The organism is Archangium sp., from assembly GCF_036277355.1.
Taxonomy (GTDB): Bacteria; Myxococcota; Myxococcia; order Myxococcales; family Myxococcaceae; genus Archangium.
Genome location: NZ_DASUNC010000034.1, coordinates 36,293 through 54,319, shown reverse-complemented (window position 1 = coordinate 54,319; position 18,027 = coordinate 36,293). Strand labels below are relative to the sequence as shown.

19 protein-coding genes are annotated in these 18,027 nt (G+C 67.9%); 3 read left to right on the top strand and 16 right to left on the bottom strand.

Annotation, left to right across the window (positions count from 1 at the left end):
• The 14 genes from VFZ09_RS08370 to VFZ09_RS08305 form a co-directional block, all read right to left on the bottom strand.
• Positions 1-963 carry a GNAT family N-acetyltransferase gene (locus VFZ09_RS08370; protein ID WP_329726970.1) on the bottom strand — a complete coding sequence of 321 codons (963 nt, stop codon included), beginning with the start codon at positions 961-963 and terminating at the stop codon, positions 1-3.
• Positions 964-1,087: 124 nt separating this feature from the next.
• Positions 1,088-1,519, bottom strand: a complete 432-nt coding sequence (locus VFZ09_RS08365; protein ID WP_329726969.1) for a cytochrome C oxidase subunit IV family protein — start codon at positions 1,517-1,519, stop codon at positions 1,088-1,090.
• 15 nt (positions 1,520-1,534) lie between these two features.
• Positions 1,535-2,203 (bottom strand): cytochrome c oxidase subunit 3 family protein, encoded by a 669-nt coding sequence (locus tag VFZ09_RS08360; protein WP_329726968.1) that lies wholly within the window; start codon positions 2,201-2,203, stop codon positions 1,535-1,537.
• On the bottom strand, positions 2,193-3,866 hold the full coding sequence (locus VFZ09_RS08355) for a cbb3-type cytochrome c oxidase subunit I (RefSeq protein ID WP_329726967.1): 1,674 nt from the start codon (positions 3,864-3,866) through the stop codon (positions 2,193-2,195). The genes VFZ09_RS08360 and VFZ09_RS08355 overlap by 11 nt, the downstream gene beginning before the upstream one ends.
• A complete protein-coding gene (gene coxB / locus VFZ09_RS08350; protein ID WP_329726966.1) occupies positions 3,850-4,896 on the bottom strand; it encodes a cytochrome c oxidase subunit II in 1,047 nt (348 codons plus the stop codon). The genes VFZ09_RS08355 and coxB overlap by 17 nt, the downstream gene beginning before the upstream one ends.
• Positions 4,893-5,762: an SCO family protein gene (locus VFZ09_RS08345; protein WP_329726965.1), complete on the bottom strand. Its 870-nt coding sequence runs from the start codon at positions 5,760-5,762 to the stop codon at positions 4,893-4,895. The genes coxB and VFZ09_RS08345 overlap by 4 nt, the downstream gene beginning before the upstream one ends.
• 24 nt (positions 5,763-5,786) lie before the next feature.
• Complete coding sequence (locus VFZ09_RS08340; protein ID WP_329726964.1) at positions 5,787-6,269, bottom strand: hypothetical protein; 483 nt, start codon at positions 6,267-6,269, stop codon at positions 5,787-5,789.
• Positions 6,266-7,477 carry a hypothetical protein gene (locus VFZ09_RS08335; RefSeq protein ID WP_329726963.1) on the bottom strand — a complete coding sequence of 404 codons (1,212 nt, stop codon included), beginning with the start codon at positions 7,475-7,477 and terminating at the stop codon, positions 6,266-6,268. Before VFZ09_RS08335 ends, VFZ09_RS08340 begins: the two co-directional genes overlap by 4 nt.
• On the bottom strand, positions 7,477-8,037 hold the full coding sequence (locus tag VFZ09_RS08330) for a cytochrome c (RefSeq protein ID WP_329726962.1): 561 nt from the start codon (positions 8,035-8,037) through the stop codon (positions 7,477-7,479). The genes VFZ09_RS08335 and VFZ09_RS08330 overlap by 1 nt, the downstream gene beginning before the upstream one ends.
• Positions 8,034-8,588, bottom strand: coding sequence for a DUF3341 domain-containing protein (locus tag VFZ09_RS08325; protein ID WP_329726961.1), 555 nt, complete (start codon positions 8,586-8,588; stop codon positions 8,034-8,036). The genes VFZ09_RS08330 and VFZ09_RS08325 overlap by 4 nt, the downstream gene beginning before the upstream one ends.
• Before the next feature lie 3 nt (positions 8,589-8,591).
• Positions 8,592-10,037, bottom strand: coding sequence for an NrfD/PsrC family molybdoenzyme membrane anchor subunit (gene nrfD / locus VFZ09_RS08320; RefSeq protein WP_329726960.1), 1,446 nt, complete (start codon positions 10,035-10,037; stop codon positions 8,592-8,594).
• Between the two features lie 3 nt (positions 10,038-10,040).
• The gene (locus tag VFZ09_RS08315) at positions 10,041-13,232 is read right to left on the bottom strand and encodes a TAT-variant-translocated molybdopterin oxidoreductase (RefSeq protein ID WP_329726999.1); all 3,192 of its coding nucleotides are present in this window, start codon (positions 13,230-13,232) and stop codon (positions 10,041-10,043) included.
• The gene (locus VFZ09_RS08310; RefSeq protein ID WP_329726959.1) at positions 13,229-13,891 is read right to left on the bottom strand and encodes a cytochrome c3 family protein; all 663 of its coding nucleotides are present in this window, start codon (positions 13,889-13,891) and stop codon (positions 13,229-13,231) included. The genes VFZ09_RS08315 and VFZ09_RS08310 overlap by 4 nt, the downstream gene beginning before the upstream one ends.
• Before the next feature lie 384 nt (positions 13,892-14,275).
• Positions 14,276-14,632, bottom strand: coding sequence for an HNH endonuclease (locus VFZ09_RS08305; protein ID WP_329726958.1), 357 nt, complete (start codon positions 14,630-14,632; stop codon positions 14,276-14,278).
• Positions 14,633-14,691: 59 nt separating this feature from the next.
• On the opposite strand from VFZ09_RS08305, the gene VFZ09_RS08300 reads away from it, so the two are divergent.
• Entirely contained in the window at positions 14,692-15,504 is an 813-nt protein-coding gene (locus VFZ09_RS08300) for an SDR family oxidoreductase (RefSeq protein WP_329726957.1), read from the top strand.
• Here the strand turns inward: VFZ09_RS08300 and VFZ09_RS08295 are convergent.
• The gene (locus VFZ09_RS08295) at positions 15,494-15,994 is read right to left on the bottom strand and encodes an NADAR family protein (protein WP_329726956.1); all 501 of its coding nucleotides are present in this window, start codon (positions 15,992-15,994) and stop codon (positions 15,494-15,496) included. The two genes, VFZ09_RS08300 and VFZ09_RS08295, sit on opposite strands and share 11 nt — an antisense overlap.
• Before the next feature lie 81 nt (positions 15,995-16,075).
• Positions 16,076-16,561 (bottom strand): GreA/GreB family elongation factor, encoded by a 486-nt coding sequence (locus VFZ09_RS08290; protein ID WP_329726955.1) that lies wholly within the window; start codon positions 16,559-16,561, stop codon positions 16,076-16,078.
• Between the two features lie 107 nt (positions 16,562-16,668).
• Between VFZ09_RS08290 and VFZ09_RS08285 the strand changes: the two genes are divergently transcribed.
• Together VFZ09_RS08285 and VFZ09_RS08280 are read left to right on the top strand one after the other, a co-directional pair.
• On the top strand, positions 16,669-17,115 hold the full coding sequence (locus VFZ09_RS08285) for an RsbRD N-terminal domain-containing protein (RefSeq protein WP_329726954.1): 447 nt from the start codon (positions 16,669-16,671) through the stop codon (positions 17,113-17,115).
• 109 nt (positions 17,116-17,224) lie between these two features.
• Positions 17,225-17,878 (top strand): type 1 glutamine amidotransferase domain-containing protein, encoded by a 654-nt coding sequence (locus VFZ09_RS08280; RefSeq protein WP_329726953.1) that lies wholly within the window; start codon positions 17,225-17,227, stop codon positions 17,876-17,878.
• Positions 17,879-18,027 lie beyond the last annotated feature (149 nt).

The window sequence follows — 18,027 nt, the reverse complement described above, 5'->3', positions numbered from 1 at the left end:
TCACACCCAGAGCCCACGGGGGGCCGGGAGGAGAGGGGTGATGGGGGGCAGGCCGGGGCGGAGGGGCCGCACCATGGGCAGCGAGCCGTTGCGGGCCACCCGGGTGATGCCGCCGCCCTTGAGGAGCTCGAGGAAGGTGGCATGGGAGGGCTCCTCCCACAGGACCACGCGGGAGAGGCCGCAGCGGGAGGCCTCGTGCCGGGCGGCCTCCAGGAGGGCCCAGGTCTCCGAGGCGGAGCGCGCATCGAGCATCAGCACCGTCAACTCCGGGCTCCGGCCCACGAGTCCCCAGAGGATGGTGGACGTCCCGGCCCTGGCACCGGCGGAGGTGGGGCGGGAGCAGCCGAGGTGCCCGGCGTAGATGCGGCCGCGCTCCAGGTGCCAGTCGAGCTGGGCCGGGGTGGGCCAGAAGAAGAAGGGCACCTCGGGGTGGCGCAGGTGGGCGAGGGCCGTGGCGAGCTCGTCCTCGCGCAGGAGCGAGTCCACGGGCCCGGCGGGGTCTCCCGGGGTGGGGGACAGGTGCCAGTCCCAGGCGGGCAGCTCCTGGTAGCCCGAGCGCGCGTAGAGGCGGGGGCCCACGTCGGAGAAGAGCAGGGCGGCGTGGGCGCGAGGCTGGCGCTCCAGCTCGGCGGCGAGCAGGTCCATCAGGCGGGTGGCGTACCCTTGGCCGCGCAGCCGCTCCTCGGTGAAGACGCTGGCGATGGCGAAGCTGTCGCCCGGGACGAGCGAGCCCCCCGGGATGCGCAGGAAGCTGGGGGTGCGGAACGTCTCGCAGGAGGCGAGCACTGCGCCGTCCTCGCCGCACAGCAACCAGGTGCGCATGGCCGAGCGGGACCACGGGTGGGCGCGCAGCCGTTTCTCCCGGGCGGCGTACTCCTCGAGGGAGAGGAACTTGCCCCACTCGGAGTAGGTGAGCGCGTCGCGCTGGACCATCTGTTCTTCGGAGGCGGCAACCAGGTGCATGCGTCAACTCCCTCTCCCACTGAGACGGGGCTGGAGTGGGGATGTTGCACACGGGGCCCGCAAATGGAACGCGGCGCCGGGCAGTGAGCCGCGGCGCCGCGTGGAGTCCATCCCGGAGACGTGCCTACTTCGGGTTGGTACCCGGGGCCTTCAGCTCCCCGCCGTAGCGGCCGGACTGGCCGCGGGTCTGCACGGGCCACTCCTCGGGCGTGGAGTAGGAGGGCAGGGCGGGGCGGAAGCGGGTGCCGATGTCGAAGAGGGTGAAGAGCAGCATCAGCACCACGAACAGCATGGACGTGGCGAACACCAGCCGGCTGGCGCCCTGGTGCTCGGCCAGGTGCATGAAGAACAGCGCCACGAGGGCGCCCTTCACGGAGGCGATCACCAGCGCGAGCGCCAGCGCGCCCGTGGGGATGTGCATGCGTCCGGTGAACACCGTGACGAGGGTGAGCACCATCAGGGCCGCCCAGACCGCGACGTACTTGCCGGGTCCGGAGTGGTGCTCCTGGCGCATCTCACGGTCTTCCTTGAACGACTCGTTGGCCATGGCGGACATGAGAAGGGCGCTCCCTTAGATGAGGTACAGCATGGGGAAGAGGAAGATCCACACCAGGTCCACCAGGTGCCAGTACATGCTGCCCAGCTCGACCGCCGTGTAGTTGTAGGCGCTGAACTCGTTCCTCATCGCCTTGAGGGTCACCCACCCCAGCACGATCATGCCCACGATGACGTGGAAGGCATGCAGGCCCGTGGAGAGGAAGTAGATGGTGAAGTAGGCGGACGCGCCCGGCAGGGTGAGGCCCGGGAAGGCGTAGTAGGGGCCGGGGAGCTGGTGCTCGTGGAACTTGTGGGCGTACTCGAAGTACTTCACCACGAGGAAGCCCATGGCCATGAGGATGGTGAGCACGAACATCACCACCACCTGCTTGTTCTTCGCCTCCTTGGCGTAGTGCACCGCCATGGCGGCGGTGAACGAGGAGGTGATGAGCAGCAGGGTGTTGAAGGTGCCCAGGTTGAGGTTCAGCTCACGGCTGGCCAGCGCGAACGCCTCCGGGAAGAGGAAGCGGTAGTTGGCGTAGATGACGAACAGGCCGGCGAACAGCAGGATTTCCGTGGCCAGGAACAGCCACATGCCGAGCCGGGCCGCGTGGTTCTGCACCTCGAGCGAGGCGAAGTGCGCGGCCACCTGGGGCCGGTGGGGCACGCCGGCCACGCCGGCGGTGGCGGTACTAGACTGCATCGGGCACCTCGGCCTTCTGGGGCTCCACGTAGAAGTGGGGCTCCTCGGAGTACGTGGGCTGCGGACCCACGAAGTTGTGCGTGGGAGGCGGAGACTCCGTCATCCACTCGTAGCCGCGGCTGCGCCACGGGTTGGAGGCGGCGCGGCGGCCGTACACCAGCGCGTACGTCAGGTAGATGGCGCTGATGAGGAAGCCGAACGCCAGCAGCGAGGCGCCGGCCGTGGAGGCCACGTTCAGCGTCTGGAAGCGCTCCGGGTACTCGTAGTAGCGCCGCGGCATGCCCGCGTTGCCCAGGAGGAACTGCGGGATGAACGTCGCGTTGAAGCCCAGGATGATGAGCGCCGCGGACACCAGGCCCCACCCCTCGTGGTACATCTTCCCGAACATCTTCGGGAACCAGTAGTGGAGGGCGGCCATGAAGGCCATGATGGTCGCGCCCACCATGATGAAGTGGAAGTGCGCCACCACGAAGTAGGTGTCGTGCCAGGGCACGTCCAGCGACGCCGTGGCGAAGGCCACGCCCGTCATGCCGCCGAACACGGTGAAGTACAGGAAGCCGCAGAAGTAGGCGAAGGGCGTCTTGAAGTCGACCGCGCCCTTGTAGACGGTGCCCACCCAGTTGAAGACCTTGATGGCGGTGAACACACCCACCAGCATGGTCAGCACCGCGAACACGCCCGCGTTGAACGTGGACTGGCCGGACACGAACATGTGGTGGCCCCACGCGAAGAAGCCCACGAAGGCGATGCCCAGCGAGGAGAACGCCACCGCGCGGTAGCCGAAGATGTTCTTGCGGCTGAAGGCGGCCACCACCTCGGACATCACGCCGAAGGCCGGCAGCACCATGATGTACACGGCGGGGTGCGAGTAGAACCAGAACAGGTGCTGGAAGAGCACCGGATCTCCGCCCTGCGCCGGGTCGAAGATGCCGAAGTGGAACAGGTGCTCACCCACCACCAGCAGGAGCACCAGGCCGAGCACCGGCGTGGCCAGCACCTGGATGCACGCCGTGGCGTACATGGCCCACACGAACAGCGGCATCTTGAACCACGTGATGCCCGGGGCGCGCATGGTGTGCGTGGTGACGATGAAGTTGAGGCCCGTGGCGATGGAGCTGAAGCCGATGATGAACGCGCCGAAGAGGATGGGCGCCACCGTCGTCGTCGTGTGCGTGCTGTACGGGGTGTAGAACGTCCAGCCCGTGTCCATGCCGCCGTTGATCATTCCCCAGATGGCGATGAACGCGCCCGTGAGCAGCAGGTAGAGCGAGAGCAGGTTCAGCCGCGGGAAGGCCACGTCCTTGGCGCCCAGCATCAGCGGCAGCATGAAGTTGCCGAAGGCGCCCGGGATGGCCGGAATCATGAACAGGAAGATCATCACCACGCCGTGCATGGTGAAGGCGCGGTTGTACGTCATCGCGTCGATGATGGTCGGCCCCGGAGTCAGCAGCTCCAGGCGGACGATCAGCGCGTAGATGCCGCCGATGAGGAAGAAGAGCAGGACCCAGATGAGGTACATCACCCCGATGCGCTTGTGGTCGAGGGTCAGCAGCCACGACTTCACCGTGGTGCCGTCGACCAGGTAGCTCGGGTGGTGCTCGTGATGCTCATCCGGCGCGGGCACGGCGCCCGGCTCGGCTGCGATGCTACTGGATGGGCTCATAGGTCGGTCCTTGAGAAGCGCCGGTGCGGATGTCCGGAGTGCGCAGGGTCTTGATGTACTCGACGATGGCCGCCGTCTGGGGGCCCGTCAGCTTGCCCTGGTAGGTGGGCATGACGTTGGGGTAGCCGGCCACGAGGTGGGCACCCGGGTCCATCATCGACTGGGTGATCCACGCCTCGTCCACGCGGATGTTGCGGCCGGTGTCCAACGTCTCCGTACGGCCGTAGAGGCCCAGGAAGGTGGGCCCGATGTGCGGCTCGCCATTGACGGTGTGGCACTTGAAGCAGCCCACCTCGGCGGCCACCTTCTGGCCCTGCTCGGCCATGCGGGCCGGGTGCGGCACGAGGCTCAGGTCCGCCAGCGCGTCCTGGCGGTTCTGCAGCGCGCCCTTGCGCTGCTCCTTCACCCACGCGTCCCACTCCTCGGGCGCGAGCACGACCACCTCGCCCAGCATCTTGGAGTGAGACAGGCCGCAGTACTCCGTGCACAGAATCTGGTACGTGCCGGGCTTGGTGGCCTCGAACCAGGTCTGCGTGTAGCGGCCCGGAATCGCATCCATCTTGATGCGGAAGGCCGGCACGAAGAAGGAGTGGAGCACGTCACGCGAGGTGATGAGCAGACGCACCGGGCGGTTGGCCGGCACGTGCAGCACGTTCACGCCGTTGGGGCCCTCCGGGTAGGAGAACTTCCACATCCACTGCTTGCCCATGACGTAGACGTCCATGGCGTCCTTGGGCGGAGTGGAGACGAAGACGAAGTCCCGGAAGCCGATGACGAACCACGTCAGGAAGAAGAACAGCGGCAGCGAGACGAAGAGGAACTCCGTCTTCACCGACGGGACGACGTACTCCGTCGTCTGGTTCGGCTTGCGCTTGCGGTAGCGGAAGAAGAAGAAGACCGCCGCCGTGCCCACCGCGAGCGAGCTCAGCATCGTCACGGAGACGACGAAGTAGTGCAGGCGGTCCACCCGCTCCGCGAAGGTCGACGCCTGCTCCGGCAGGAACAGGAATGTGTTCAGCAACTCGTTCATGCTGCTGCGCCTTTCTTCAGCTCACGCCTCCAGTAGTAGGCGAGCATGGTAGCGAGCGCGCCAAAGACCATGAGCGCGCCTATCCGGAGGAATCCAAAGATGTAGAAGCCGTACCGCCGGGTGGCGGTGTCATACTTGAAGCAGGTGAGGACGATGCGGTCGAAGCTGGTGCCCACGCGGCCACCGGCCGCTTCCAGCAGGGCCAGCTTCATGTCCTTCGCGGGGAAGGACGTGCCGTAGAGGTAGCGGGAGATGGCCCCCTCGGGGGTGAGCACCATCAGAACGGCCGGGTGCACGTACTGCTGGGTGCCCGTGTCGTAGGCGTACTTGAAGCCCACGGTGTTCGCGAGCTGGTGGATGTTCTCCTCGGTGCCGGTGAGGAAGTGCCAGGGCGCCGTCTCCGGCAGGCCCATGGACTGAAGGTGCTTGCGGCGCCGCTCGTGGCTCTGCGCCGGGGTGTCCTTCGGGTCGATGCTCACCGTCACCGCCTCGTAGTCCTTGCCCAGCTCCAGCCCCAGCTCCCGCATGGTGCGGATCTGCTCGTTGATGACGAGGTTACAGAGCAGGGGGCAGTTGTAATAGACGAGCGTGAGCAGCACCGGCCGGGTCCGCGGGAGCACGTCCCGCAGGCGCACCGGCTTGCCGGAGGCGTCGGTGAACTGGGCCTCCAGCGGCGCCAGGTCCCCGAGGTGCTCCTCGACGTCCACCCCGCGCACCTGCGGCGGGGCATCCGACTGGGCGTCGATGATGCTCTTGGGAACCTTGCCGCCACCCGGGAGGGCGTACGCCTGCGTCCCGGCGCCGAGCGCCAGGAGCAGGGCCGCCATCGCGGCGCGGAGAATGAGGGGAGAGGAGGGGGTGTACATCGCGCTTCTTCTTCTACCGCGAAACTACGGCTTCGGGGGCGCGGGCTGCGGCGCCGGGGTGGGATTGGCGGGGGCCTGCTGCTGCTGCCGGCTGGCCGCCTGCTCGGAGATGATCTGATTCATCGCCGTGGAGATGGTGGGACGGGCCACCACGCCGGGCTCGTCCGCCCAGCCGCTCTCCAGCGCCTTCTGCTGGGAGCCGATCTTCTCCTCGGCGTGCGTGTCCAGCTGGAACATGCGCTGGTTCACGATGCCAATCTCGTACGCCGTCTTGCCGTCCTTGTCCGGCGTGATGAGCGCCGGGACGGGGGCCGAACCCTCGGGGACGAACTCGTGCGTCGTCGCCACCTGGATGCGCCAGGCCCAGATACCGCCGACGATGAAGATGACGAGCGACACCACGCCCACCTGGACGACCTTGCCGGTGAGGATGTGGTCCTCCTCGGCGGCCACGCCATGCGCGCCACGGATGACGCGCGACTCGAGCTCCGACTCGGTCTTCTTCATGGCTGCACGTACCTCAGCGACTCCGAGATGTAGGGATCCTTCACCGGCAGCGTGTACCGGCCCCGGGCCTGCCACATGGCCGCGGCCACGGACAGTCCACCCACGCCGATGAAGGCGGTGATGAGCGTCCAGTGGAACGACGGGGCCTTGGGCGAGTACGCCGGCCAGATGAGCCAGTACATGTCCACCGCGTGCATGATGAGCAGGTAGACGGCCACCACGGCGAGCAGCCGCGGCTTGAGCTTCAGGTTGCGCGACAGCAGGGTGAAGAAGGGCACCGCGAAGCCCATCACGAACAGCGCGATGGACAGCGGCTTCCACTCGCCCTCGATGCGCAGCTTGAACCAGCCGGCCTCCTCCGGGATGTTGGCCACCCAGATGAGGAGGAACTGGGAGAAGGCGATGTAGGCCCAGAAGGCCGTGAAGGCCAGCATGAGCTTACCCAGGTTGTGGTAGTGCGCCGTCGTCACCAAGGTCCCGTACTCGTCCTTGCCCTGGGCGTTCACCGTGGCGAGCGTCAGCACGCAGAAGGCGGCCAGGAAGCTTCCGGCGAAGTAATAGACGCCAAAGATGGTGGACTGCCAGAGCGGCGTGAGGCTCATCAGCCAGTCGAAACCAGCAAAAGTAATGGTCAGCGCAAGGAACGGGAGCGAGCCGGGGGAGAAGCGCCGCTGCTTGACGGTGAGCTCCAGGGCGCCGGAGGCGTCCTGCTCCATGCTCCAGGTGCGCAGCCGCCAGGACACGAAGATCCACACCCCGAAGTAGATGGCCTGACGCACGTAGAGGAAGGTCAGGTTGAGGTAGGGGTGCTTGTGGTGCAGGTGGTGCAGCTCCACCTCGGTGAACTTCACGCCGTCCGTGCCGGGGAACACCCAGCTGGCGCCGTCCACCCAGGGGAAGATGTACCTGGCCCCGAAGAGCAGGGGCAGCACGAGCAGGGCGAACACGAACACGCTGGAGCCCATGGTCTCCATCGTGCGGCGCAGGATGGTGATCCACTTGGCCTTGGCCGTGTGGAAGATGGCCACCATGATGATGGCGGCCACCGAGATGCCCAGCCAGTAGGTGAAGCCGAACAGGTAGCTGAACATCGTCGGCTGGGGCGCGGTGAAGAACCCCACGGCGGTCAGCACCAGACCGACGACGCCCACGGCACCCGCCAGGGTCATCGTCTTGGAGCCGCCGTTGAAACGATCCACGGCAATCATCACCGGTTCTCCTGCGGAAGGGGCTGGCCGCCCACCTGGCTGTTGCGGGCGCGCTGGAGCGCACGGACGTAGGCCACGACGGCCCAGCGCTCCTGGGTGTTGAGCTCACCCGAGAACGACGGCATCACGCCGTAGCCCTCGTTGATGGCGACATAGAAGTGGCCGTCCGGCTTGTTGGCGACCTCGAGCAGGGACGGCGGCAGGCGCAGGGCCATGTTCTCGGCCACCACGCTGTTGCCGTCACCGAGCCGGCCATGGCACTGCGAGCAGACGATGTTGTACTTCTTCTGGCCCAGCTCGAGCACCTCGCGGTTGAGCTCGAGCGGGATGCCGGAGACGAGCGTGCCGTTGACGCGGCCCGTGCTCATGCCGGGGTTGCCCACCGGCCGCTCACGCGGGATGGTGCCCTCGGGAGGGGTGCGCATGGCCCTGCCATCCGCCCAGAACTCACTCGTCTCGTAGTACTCGTACTTGGCCTGAGCCTCCATGCGCTGGAGGAACTCGGACGGGACGTTGCAGCCGGCCAGGGCGAGCCCGGCCGCGGGGATGAGCCACTTCATTCCTTCTCTCCCGTGACCACGGTCACATGGGTGGCACCCAGGGACGTGAGCTGGTTCTTGATGTCGTCGGGCTTCACGGTGGTCTCCGCCGTGGGCACGCTCAGCCAGTAGCCGTGCGTGGACGCGCTGCGGAACTCCTCGCTCTCGAAGACCGGGTGGTACGGCTGGGGCAGACGGCTGAGCCCCAGCAGACCGAAGAAGATGCCGAACGCGGTGAGCAGCACCGACAGCTCGAAGGTGATGGGCACCCAGGCCGGCAGGCTCAGCGTCGGACGGCCACCCACGTTGAGCGGGTAGTCGATGGTGTTCATGTACGTCTGGAAGGCGAGCGCGGTGATCATCCCCGTCAGCGCGCCACCCAGGGCGATGAAGGGGACGCGCGAGGGCGGCAGGCCCAGCGCCTCGGACCCACCGTGCAGCGGGTAGGGCGAGTAGGTGTCCATGCCTTGGTAGCCCTTCTCCCGCATCTGCCGGGTGGCATCCACCAGGGCGTCGGGAGTGGCGAACTCGGCCAGCACCCAGCTATCCAGAACCTTGGTTTCGGCGGACATGGTTCAGTGCGCTCCGTGGGTGAGGGTCCCGGCGGCGCCAGTCTCCGCGCCATGAGCGGCGTGGTGGGCGGCGTGCTTGAGCTCCAGCTGGAGCTCCTTCACCTCGCTCACCGCGACCGCGGGGACGAACTTGAGGAACAGGAGGAACAGCGTGCTGAAGAGGCCCAGGGTTCCGACGTAGATGGACCAGTCCACCCAGGTCGGGCTGTACAGGTCCCACGACGACGGCAGGAAGTCCTGGGTCAGCGACGTCACGATGATGATGAAGCGCTCGCACCACATGCCGATGTTCACCAGGATGGACGCCACCCACATGATGGGGATGCTGGTCCGGCACTTCTTGAACCAGAAGATGTTCGGGGTGATGACGTTGCAGGCGATCATCAGCCAGTACACCCCGGCGTACGGACCGCGGGCGCGGTTCACGTAGAAGGTCCAGATCTCGAACTCGCTGCCGGAGTACCAGGCGATGAAGTGCTCCATCATGTACCCGTAGGACACGATGAGGCCCGTCGCCAGAATCACCTTGTTCATGTTCTCCAGGTGGCGGTCGGTGATGACGTCCCGGAGCTTGAGGTACTTGCGGGCGGGCACCATCAGCGTGATCACCATCGCGAAGCCGCTGAACACGGCGCCGGCCACGAAGTAGGGCGGGAAGATGGTGGCGTGCCAGCCGGGGATGAGCGAGGTGGCGAAGTCGAAGGACACGATCGTGTGCACGCTGACCACGAGCGGGGTGGAGATACCGGCCAGCAGCAGGTAGCCGATCTTGTAGTTGTGCCAGTGACGGCCGGAGCCGCGCCAGCCGAGGGCGAACAGGCCGTAGATGGTGCGCTGCAGCTTGCCCTTGGACGAGTCACGCAGGGCCGCCAGGTCGGGGATGAGACCCACGTACCAGAAGAGGGCGGACACGGTGAGGTACGTGGAGATGGCGAACACGTCCCACACCAGCGGCGAGCGGAACTGCGGCCAGGCGCCGAGGGTAGAGGGGTAGGGGAAGAGCCAGAAGGCGAACCAGGGACGGCCCGTGTGCAGCAGCGGGAAGAGACCCGCGCAGCACACGGCGAAGAGCGTCATGGCCTCGGCGAAGCGGTTGATGCTCGTGCGCCACTTCTGCTGGAAGAGCAGGAGGATGGCGGAGATGAGCGTACCGGCGTGGCCGATACCGACCCACCAGACGAAGTTGACGATGTCGAAGGCCCAGCCGTTGGGCTGGTTGTTGCCCCACATGCCGATGCCGCGGGCCAGGGTGACGGTCACACCCAGGACGAGCAGACCGAGCGCCGCGAGGGCCAGGCCGAACAGCATGAACCAGCCCTTGCCGGGCTTGGCCCACACGTGATCCAACAGCGTGTCATTGAGGGACTTGTCGTCGTGGTGCGGCGCGACGAGGGGCCGCGGCTCGAGCGGATCGAGCGAAGCGGCGGTATGAGCAGCGGTCTCGGCCATGGCTCAGTGGCCTCCTTCGTGCGACTCGCCGGCGGGCCTGGCGGACGCGAGGGCGGGATTGGGGTTGCGCAGGCGGATGAGGTGAGCGGTGCGCGGCTTGGTGCCCAGCTCGTTCAGCAGCTTGTAGGCGCGCTCGTCGTTGTGGTGCTTCGTCACCTGGGCGTTGGGATCGCTCAGGGTGCCGAACACGATGGCCTCGGTGGGGCACGTCTGCTGGCAGGCGGTCTGCAGCTCCTTCTCGAAGATGGGCCGCTTCTCGACGCGCGCCTTGATGCGGACGCGCTCGATGCGCTGCACGCAGTAGGTGCACTTCTCCATGACGCCGCGGTTGCGCACCGTGACGTCCGGGTTCATCTGCATCTTCTGCGTGGGCGTCTTGTCCGCGGTGTAGTGCAGGTAGTTGAAGCGGCGGACCTTGTACGGGCAGTTGTTGGAGCAGTACCGCGTACCGACGCAGCGGTTGTACACCATGTCGTTGAGGCCCTCGTCCGAGTGGACGGTGGCGTTCACCGGGCACACGTACTCGCAGGGCGCCTTCTCGCAGTGCACGCAGGCGACGGGCTGCATGACCATCTCCGGATCGTGCAGCTCCTGGCCGGAGAAGTACCGGTCGATGCGCAGCCACTGCATCTCGCGGCTGCGGGACACCTGCTCCTTGCCCACGACGGGGATGTTGTTCTCCGACTGGCAGGCCACCACGCACGCGGCGCAACCGGTGCAGCGGGCCAGGTCGATGGCCATCGCCCACTTGTAGTCCTCATACTTGAAATCCGGCATGAGGTTGGGCCCCTCGACGTCGCCGCGGACGCGGAAGAGCAGCGGGCTGGCGTTCTTCTTCTCCTGCTCCTGCTCGTGCCGGAACTGCTCCACCGACATGTCCAGGGCGATGGGCCGGCCCTCGGTGCGCCAGTGGCTCTGGGTGAGGGCGAACTTGTGCGTGGCCTTCACCTTCTCCAGCTTCGCGCCACCCTCGAACCAGGGGGCGTCCACGCTGCGCACGAGGTTGGCGTTGAAGCCCACCTCCTTGGCCACCGTCTCGAACAGACCCGTGCGGCCATAGCCCAGCGGGAGGACGATCACCCCGTCGGCGATGCCGGGGATGATCCACACCGGGACCTCGAGCGAGCCGGTGCGGGTGGTGAGCTTGACCTTGTCACCCGGGTGCAGATTCTCAACATCGGCGGTGGCCGGGCTGACGTAGGCCGCGTTGTCCCAGGTGATCTTCGAGATGGGATCCGGCAGTTCCTGCAGCCAGGACATGTTGGCGAACTGGCCGTCGTAGACCTTGTAGTCCGTGACGAAGTTCACCTCGAGGCCGCCGGAGGTGGGCGGGGTGTAGGCATCCACCAGGGCACGGGCGGCGTCCAGGTTGGGCGTGGCGGTGACGGCCGGCGAGGCCGTGTCCGGCACGATGCCCACGGACACCCACGTCTCCCAGGCCGTCTCGAAGTCCGCGATGGCGGCGGAGCGGCCGCGCCAGAAGTCGCGGAGGATCTGGTAGCTGGTGCGGTACGGCTCACCCAGGAAGAGGGCGAGCAGCTCCGTGGCGGGCACGCCGTTGTGGAGCGGCTGGATGAGCGGCTGCACCACGGTGACCGTGCCGTCGGCGGAGCGGCCATCGCTCCAGGCCTCCAACTCGTGCGCGGCCGGGATGAACCAGTCGGCGTACGCGCTCGTCTCGTCCTCGAAGAGCGAGGTGTAGACGACGGTGACCTTGTTGCGGTGGGGGTTCTCCGGGCTGAGCGCCTTCTGGAGACCCAGGTCCGCCGGGGTGCTGTAGATGGGGTTCCAGGACGTGATGACGAGCACGTCCACGCCACCGTTGTTCAGCTCCTCCACCAGGGGGCGGAGGCCGGAGGCCTGGGTGTTCTCGGTGACCACGGGGGCCACGTAGCGCACCGTCTGGCCCACGTTGCCGAGCGCCGAGTTGAGCGCGGCGGCCAGGGCGTGCACCGCGGCGGGCTGACGCTCACCGGCCACCACCACGCTGCGGCCCGCGGCGGCGCGCAGGTCGGCGGCGACGGCATCCACCCACTTCTGGTGGGCGCTGTTCAGCTGGGCCTTCGCGGCGGCGGCGGCGCCCAGGCCCTCGGCCCCTCCACCCACGCGCGAGGCGAGGGCGGCGGCGATGGCGAGCACTTCCTGGGACTTCGCGCGCAGACGGTGGTCCGCCATGCCGCCAGTCAGGGTGAAGCGCGGCTCGGCGACGTACAGGCGGTTGAGGTTGCCCTCGGCCGGGTCACGCCGGCGCGCGAAGGCGCGGGCGTAGGCGAGGTTGGACGGGCGGCTCTCCAGGAAGTCGGCGTCCAGGGAGACGACGACATCCGCCTTCGCGAAGTCGAACACCGGGGTGGCCGGCGTGCCGAGCACCGCCTGGGTGCCCTCGTTGGCCGGGTCCTGGGTGACGGACGTGTAGGTGATGAACTTCGCGTTGGGCAGGCGCTGCTGGATGCGCGCGCGCATGTCGCCGAGCACCGGGGAGGCGTTCGGCTCGGTGAGGAAGCGCACGCGCGCTCCACCGTTCTCCTGCGCCGCCTTGGCGATGACCGTGCCGATGTCCTCACCGAAGGTGCGCAGCGAGCGCGGCTCCTTGCGGTAGCGCAGCACGCGGGCGCGCTGGGGATCGTACAGGGAGAGCAGGAAGGCCTGCTCGAAGGGACCGGCGGCGCCCAGGTTGACGGGGTGCTGCGGGTTGCCCTCCACCTTGATGGGGCGGCCCTCACGCGCGGTGATGAGCAGACCGGAGGTGTGGCCCCCGAACGTCATGCCCGAGGCGTAGTGCAGGGGGTTGCCCGGCACCATCTCGGGAGGCGTGCGGGTGTAGGGCACCATGCGCTCGTCCACCGGACGGGTGGAGCAGGCGGTGGCGCCGGCCAGGGCCAGCGAGGCGCCCAGCAGCTGCATGAACTCGCGGCGGGCCACGCCGGTGGGAGGCAGGTCCGCGCCCGTGGGGAACTCGGGGCGGGTCTCCTCAAGGTACTCGGGCTGGCCGAGCCTCTCCTCGAGGCTGCGCCAGTAGGTCTTCCCGTAGGCGCCCTCGGACTGCACGGAGTGCGCGGCGGCGTGATCGAGCGCCTCACCCACGACGTCGTTGTGGTCGTGGTCGTGCGCGGCCTCGGCCTTGTCGGAGACGACCGGCAGGGCGAAGGAAGTAGGGGTGTCCTTCATGGGGGCTCCGTCGAGCTTGGGCTTCAGCGGTGGCATGTGGAGCAGCTCGTGCGCGAGTGAACGTCGTACTGTTCAGCCAGCGTGTCGGCGAGCTTGGCGGCCTCTTCGTGATTCTCGGGCGGCTGCCAGGTCATGCTGGTGATGAACTCCTGCGGACGCAGGTTGGGCTTCGGGTTGCGGTGGCAGTCCAGGCACCACTGCATGGTGAGCGGCTGGTACTGCTCGATGGCGGCCATGTGGTCCACGCGGCCGTGGCAGGTGACGCAGCCAACGCCCTTGGCCACGTGGATGGCATGGTTGAAGTAGACGAAGTCGGGCAGGTTGTGGACGCGCACCCAGGGGATGGGCTGGTCCGTGAAGTACGCCTGCCGCACCAGCGTCAGGTACGGGCTCTTGTTCCACACCTGCGCGTGGCACGACATGCACACGGTGGTGGAGGGGATACCCGCCGACGGCGACTTCTCCACGGAGAAGTGGCAGTAGCGGCAGTCGATCTGCTCGTCACCGGCGTGGTGCCGGTGGTCGAACTCGATCGGCTGCTCGATGGGCCGGTTCTGGTTGGTGACGAACGGGGAACGCACGTACGCCATCAGACCGCCCAGCGCGATCGCGGGGATTGCAAGAAGCGCCGCGGCCGAGGCTCGCGACACCGTGTTCGTCCAGCGTGGGAAGAGAGGACCGCTCATATCCAGGACCGGGGGCTAGTCAATTGGGGCAGCTCCGGAAGGACGCGACCGGGAGGACGGTGCGGCCGGACCGGAGGTGACACAGGAAGACTGGAACAAGAAGCTCATGCACGGCGTTGCTGTGGCTGCGACGGCTCCTGCCCTGGCAGGAGACATGCGGACACGCCCGACCCCATCCGACTGAAGATGTGCGGTGGGCGGGGTCCCTCCTCCTCGTCCCGTCCCAACGCGGCGCGTGACCATCGAGCATCATTATCCGGGTGTCAACCTTTCTCTGTCCGCGAGCAGGGGGATACCACGACCCGCCACGTTGTGGCGCGGGCGGAAACTTGTCTGGATGATGTTCTCTTCTACGAGATGGAAGGGAGCTTGAACCCACGCGGCTCAGGCGTCTTCTGGATCGCGCCAGCGCTCGCGGCGGCGCTCGAGCAGTCGGTCCACCAACTGTCGGACCCGGGGATCGCGATCAAAGTGGCGATCATGCCGGCTGCCCTTGCCCTGGTTGCAGCGGGCACACGCCAGGCCGAGGTTCTCCAGCGCATCCGTGCCGCCGTGCACCCGGGGGATGATGTGCTCGATGGTGGCGCGGCTGATGGGCTCGCCCTCCAGGCTGATGGCGAGGTACGTGTTGCAGTGCAGGCACTTTCCGAGCCACACCTCGCGCCCGCGGTGGTCGGTGCGCTCGAAGGTGGCGTCGGTGGCCACGATGTCGAGGATGCGGCGGCGCTTGGCGGAGCTCACACCTCTTCTAATAGATGGAAGGGGCGCCGGGTGCCATGGGGGGTGGGGGTGGAGCGAGCATGCCGTCCATGCAAGGAAAGACGGTGGTCATCACCGGGGCGTCCTCGGGAATCGGTGAAGAGCTGGCGGTGGCGCTCGCGGAGCGTGGGGCCCAGGTGGTGCTCGCGGCCCGGAGCGAGGCGGAGCTGGAGCGGGTGAAGCAGCGCTGTGAGCGGGCGGGAGGCCGCGCGGTGGTGGTCCCCACGGACGTGGGTGACCCGGAGGCGTGCCGGCGCCTGGTGGCGCGCGCCGTGGAGGCGTTCGGCGGCATCGACTGCCTCGTGAACAACGCCGGGATGGCGATGCGGGGCCGTTTCGAGGACGTGACGGACCTCTCCATCTTCGAGCGCCTCATGCGGGTGAACTACCTGGGGGCCGTCTACTGCACGCACGCGGCGCTCCCGCACCTGAAGGCGCGCAAGGGACTGCTCGTCGCCATCTCCTCGCTGACGGGCAAGAGTGGCGTGCCCACCCGCAGCGGCTATGCCGCCACCAAGCACGCGATGCAGGGGTTCTTCGACTCGCTGCGCATCGAGCTGAGCGGCGCCGGGGTGGACGTGCTCGTCGTGTCCCCCGGGTTCGTCGTCTCCAACATCCGCTCGCGGGCGCTCGGCCCGGATGGCTCGGCGGGCCACACGGACATCGCCGAGGAGAAGGGCAACCGGGTGATGGACACGCGCACCTGCGCGGAGCTCATCCTGCGCGCCATGGAGCGCCGCGAGCGCGAGCTGGTGATGATGCCGGCCGCGAGGCTGCTGCTGGCCGTCAAGGCGCTCGTGCCGGGCGTCATCGACCGGCTCGCCTCGCGGATGATGAAGCAGGTCAGGCCCTGACGCCCGCGGCGAGCAGGTCCTCGCGCAGGCGTGTGAGCACCTTGCCGAGCAGGTTCTGACCCCGCCACGTCGCGGGGTCCTGGATGCGCGGGTCCTCCTCCGAGAGACCCACGCCCCAGATGCGGTCCATCGGGCTGGCCTCCACCAACTCCGTCCCCTTCGTGGCCAGCAGCGCCGCGAGCAGCTCCGCGTTCTGCGTGAACTTGGCGTGGCTGCCCTCGTAGACGATGCGCTCGCGCTCGCGCTCCCACACCGCGCCGTCGAAGCCGCGCACCTTGCGCCCCAGCGCCTTGTGCTCCTTGGGCGTCCTCGCCTCCAGGATGCGCGCCGCCATCTCCGCGTCCCCGAAGAGCATCGCCTTGCCGTGCATCATGTACTGCTCGGCGCACGTGAAGCGCACGCCCTCCACCATGAACTCCGACGGGTGCCACTGCGAGAACGGGGACTGCTGCCGCCAGAAGAAGGTGAACCTGCGCTGCGTGTCGCTCATGAGGGTCCTCGCGTGGTTGGTGTTATATGAACACCAAGCCTGACGAGGCAAGCCCGCATCCCTGACAGCGCCGGCAGCGGCTCAGGAGGAGGTGGGCGGCTGGTAGGACACGCTGGTGACGGTGTACTCCATGGCGCCGCGGGGGCGCTCGACCCGGACGGACTCGCCGGGCTCCTTGCCGAGGAGCGCCCGCGCCAGGGGCGACTCGACACTGAGGCGGCCCGACTTCACGTCCGCCTCGTCCGGGCCGACGATGCGGTACGCCGTCTCCTCCCCCTCCTCGTCCTCGAGCGTCACCCACGCGCCGAAGTAGACGTGCTCCTCGTCGGGGTGCTCCGCGTCCACCACCTTGACCTCCTCCAGGGTGGTGGCCAGCTGCCGCGTCCGGCGCGCCCAGTCCGGAGGCCGCGCCGCCACTGGGAGCGCCGTCAGCGCCGCGAGCTCCTCCTGCACGGCCCGGTAGCCCTCGGGCGTGATGTACCGCGTCTCTCCGGTCGTCGAGCGGGGCCGCGGAGGCAGCAGAACGTCCTCTCCACCCGCGTCTTCCTTCGTGAAGGCCTTCGACATGGTGCTCCCTCCCGGATGCTCGGCATCCTGCCTGGGGGCTCGTGCCTTGTCCCGGAGGACAAGGGGCCCTTGTGGGCATGCACGGCCACACCGACATTCAAACAACCATGGGACTCTCTCAACTCATCGCGCTTCATCGGCAGGAGGTCCTCGCCCGCTGGAAGGAAATAGTGCGCACGCTCAGTGACGCACGGCACCTCTCCGAGGAGCACCTGGAGAACCACGTTCCGGACCTGAGCGACTGGCTCGTGGTGCGGCTGCGCGAGCGCGACGCGGCGGATGTCTACGGCAGCCAGATGCTCTCCCGGGTGCATGCCTTCCAGCGGGTCGGAGACGACTTCGACCTCGTGGAGGTGCTCGCGGAGCTCGCGGTGCTCCGGGACGTGGTGCTGGGCCTCTGGGCGGAGCAGCCAGGCGAGGTGACGCCCGCTGAAGTCATCCAGCTCAACCGGGACCTGGATGACGTGGTGGCGGTCTGCACGACCGAGTTCGCCAAACAGATACTCGCCAGGCATGGCGCTTCCCGGGAGGCCACGCAGGCCATGGGGCCGTGAGTCCTTCCGGCCGCTCTCCTGGCCGCCCTCCAGTCCAGGGGGCGGAGAATGCCGCGCGCCGGAGGGATGCCGACGATTGCCCGGGAAGAAAACCGGGAGGCGCAGGCACATGGCGAGGAAGACATTGAGAGGCATCCGGGTGGGCGTGCTGGCCGCGGATGGTTTCGAGCAGGTGGAGCTCACCATTCCCGTGAAGGTATTGCGCAAGCGGGGCGCCCAGGTGGACATCATCTCCCTTCACAAGGGGCGCATCCGGGGCATGAACCTGATGTGGCCGGGCAAGAAGGTCCGCGTGGACGAGACGGTGCACAGCGTCCGCCCCACGGATTTCGACGCGCTCCTCATCCCTGGCGGCTTCGTCAACCCGGACAAGCTCCGCCAGAGCGAGGAGGTGCTCGACTTCGTCCGCGAGTTCGACCGCCACGGCCGGCCCATCGCCACGCTCTGTCATGGCCCCTGGGTGCTCGTGTCCGCGGGCCTGGCCAGTGGACGCAAGCTGGCCTCGTGGCCCGGCATCAAGGACGACCTCCGCAACGCGGGCGCCCAGTGGATGGATGAGCCCGGCGTCCGCGATGACCGCTGGTTCTCCAGCCGCGGGCCCCACGACATGCGCCACTTCATCAAGGGCATGGTGACGCTCTTCGACGAGCACGCCCCGCGCAACCACCCCGTGGAGAAGCGCTCGCACTGGGGCCGCTGGCTGGTCGCCGCCCTGCTGGGATGGGTGGCCATCCGCCCGGCTCGTGCCGCCCTCGCACGCTAGCGGCGAGGTTGGCAGGGTCCACCGGGGGCGGTTACCGTCCGCCCCCATGTGGAAGATGACTCGGAGGCGCCTGCTCGCCGAGCGTGGGCGCCGCGTGGTGATGCTGGAGCAGGGCGGCTACTACACGCGCGCCGCGGCTGGAGGACGTC

Coding starts and splice junctions, on each gene's coding strand:
- coxB (WP_329726966.1), bottom strand. CDS start 4,896: ATGAACGAGTTGCTGAACACATTCCTGTTCCTGCCGGAGCAGGCGTCG.
- VFZ09_RS08290 (WP_329726955.1), bottom strand. CDS start 16,561: ATGTCGAAGGCCTTCACGAAGGAAGACGCGGGTGGAGAGGACGTTCTG.
- VFZ09_RS08360 (WP_329726968.1), bottom strand. CDS start 2,203: ATGCAGTCTAGTACCGCCACCGCCGGCGTGGCCGGCGTGCCCCACCGG.
- VFZ09_RS08300 (WP_329726957.1), top strand. CDS start 14,692: ATGCCGTCCATGCAAGGAAAGACGGTGGTCATCACCGGGGCGTCCTCG.
- nrfD (WP_329726960.1), bottom strand. CDS start 10,037: ATGGCCGAGACCGCTGCTCATACCGCCGCTTCGCTCGATCCGCTCGAG.
- VFZ09_RS08325 (WP_329726961.1), bottom strand. CDS start 8,588: ATGTCCGCCGAAACCAAGGTTCTGGATAGCTGGGTGCTGGCCGAGTTC.
- VFZ09_RS08330 (WP_329726962.1), bottom strand. CDS start 8,037: ATGAAGTGGCTCATCCCCGCGGCCGGGCTCGCCCTGGCCGGCTGCAAC.
- VFZ09_RS08280 (WP_329726953.1), top strand. CDS start 17,225: ATGGCGAGGAAGACATTGAGAGGCATCCGGGTGGGCGTGCTGGCCGCG.
- VFZ09_RS08370 (WP_329726970.1), bottom strand. CDS start 963: ATGCACCTGGTTGCCGCCTCCGAAGAACAGATGGTCCAGCGCGACGCG.
- VFZ09_RS08310 (WP_329726959.1), bottom strand. CDS start 13,891: ATGAGCGGTCCTCTCTTCCCACGCTGGACGAACACGGTGTCGCGAGCC.
- VFZ09_RS08335 (WP_329726963.1), bottom strand. CDS start 7,477: ATGATTGCCGTGGATCGTTTCAACGGCGGCTCCAAGACGATGACCCTG.
- VFZ09_RS08295 (WP_329726956.1), bottom strand. CDS start 15,994: ATGAGCGACACGCAGCGCAGGTTCACCTTCTTCTGGCGGCAGCAGTCC.
- VFZ09_RS08365 (WP_329726969.1), bottom strand. CDS start 1,519: ATGTCCGCCATGGCCAACGAGTCGTTCAAGGAAGACCGTGAGATGCGC.
- VFZ09_RS08355 (WP_329726967.1), bottom strand. CDS start 3,866: ATGAGCCCATCCAGTAGCATCGCAGCCGAGCCGGGCGCCGTGCCCGCG.
- VFZ09_RS08285 (WP_329726954.1), top strand. CDS start 16,669: ATGGGACTCTCTCAACTCATCGCGCTTCATCGGCAGGAGGTCCTCGCC.
- VFZ09_RS08340 (WP_329726964.1), bottom strand. CDS start 6,269: ATGAAGAAGACCGAGTCGGAGCTCGAGTCGCGCGTCATCCGTGGCGCG.
- VFZ09_RS08345 (WP_329726965.1), bottom strand. CDS start 5,762: ATGTACACCCCCTCCTCTCCCCTCATTCTCCGCGCCGCGATGGCGGCC.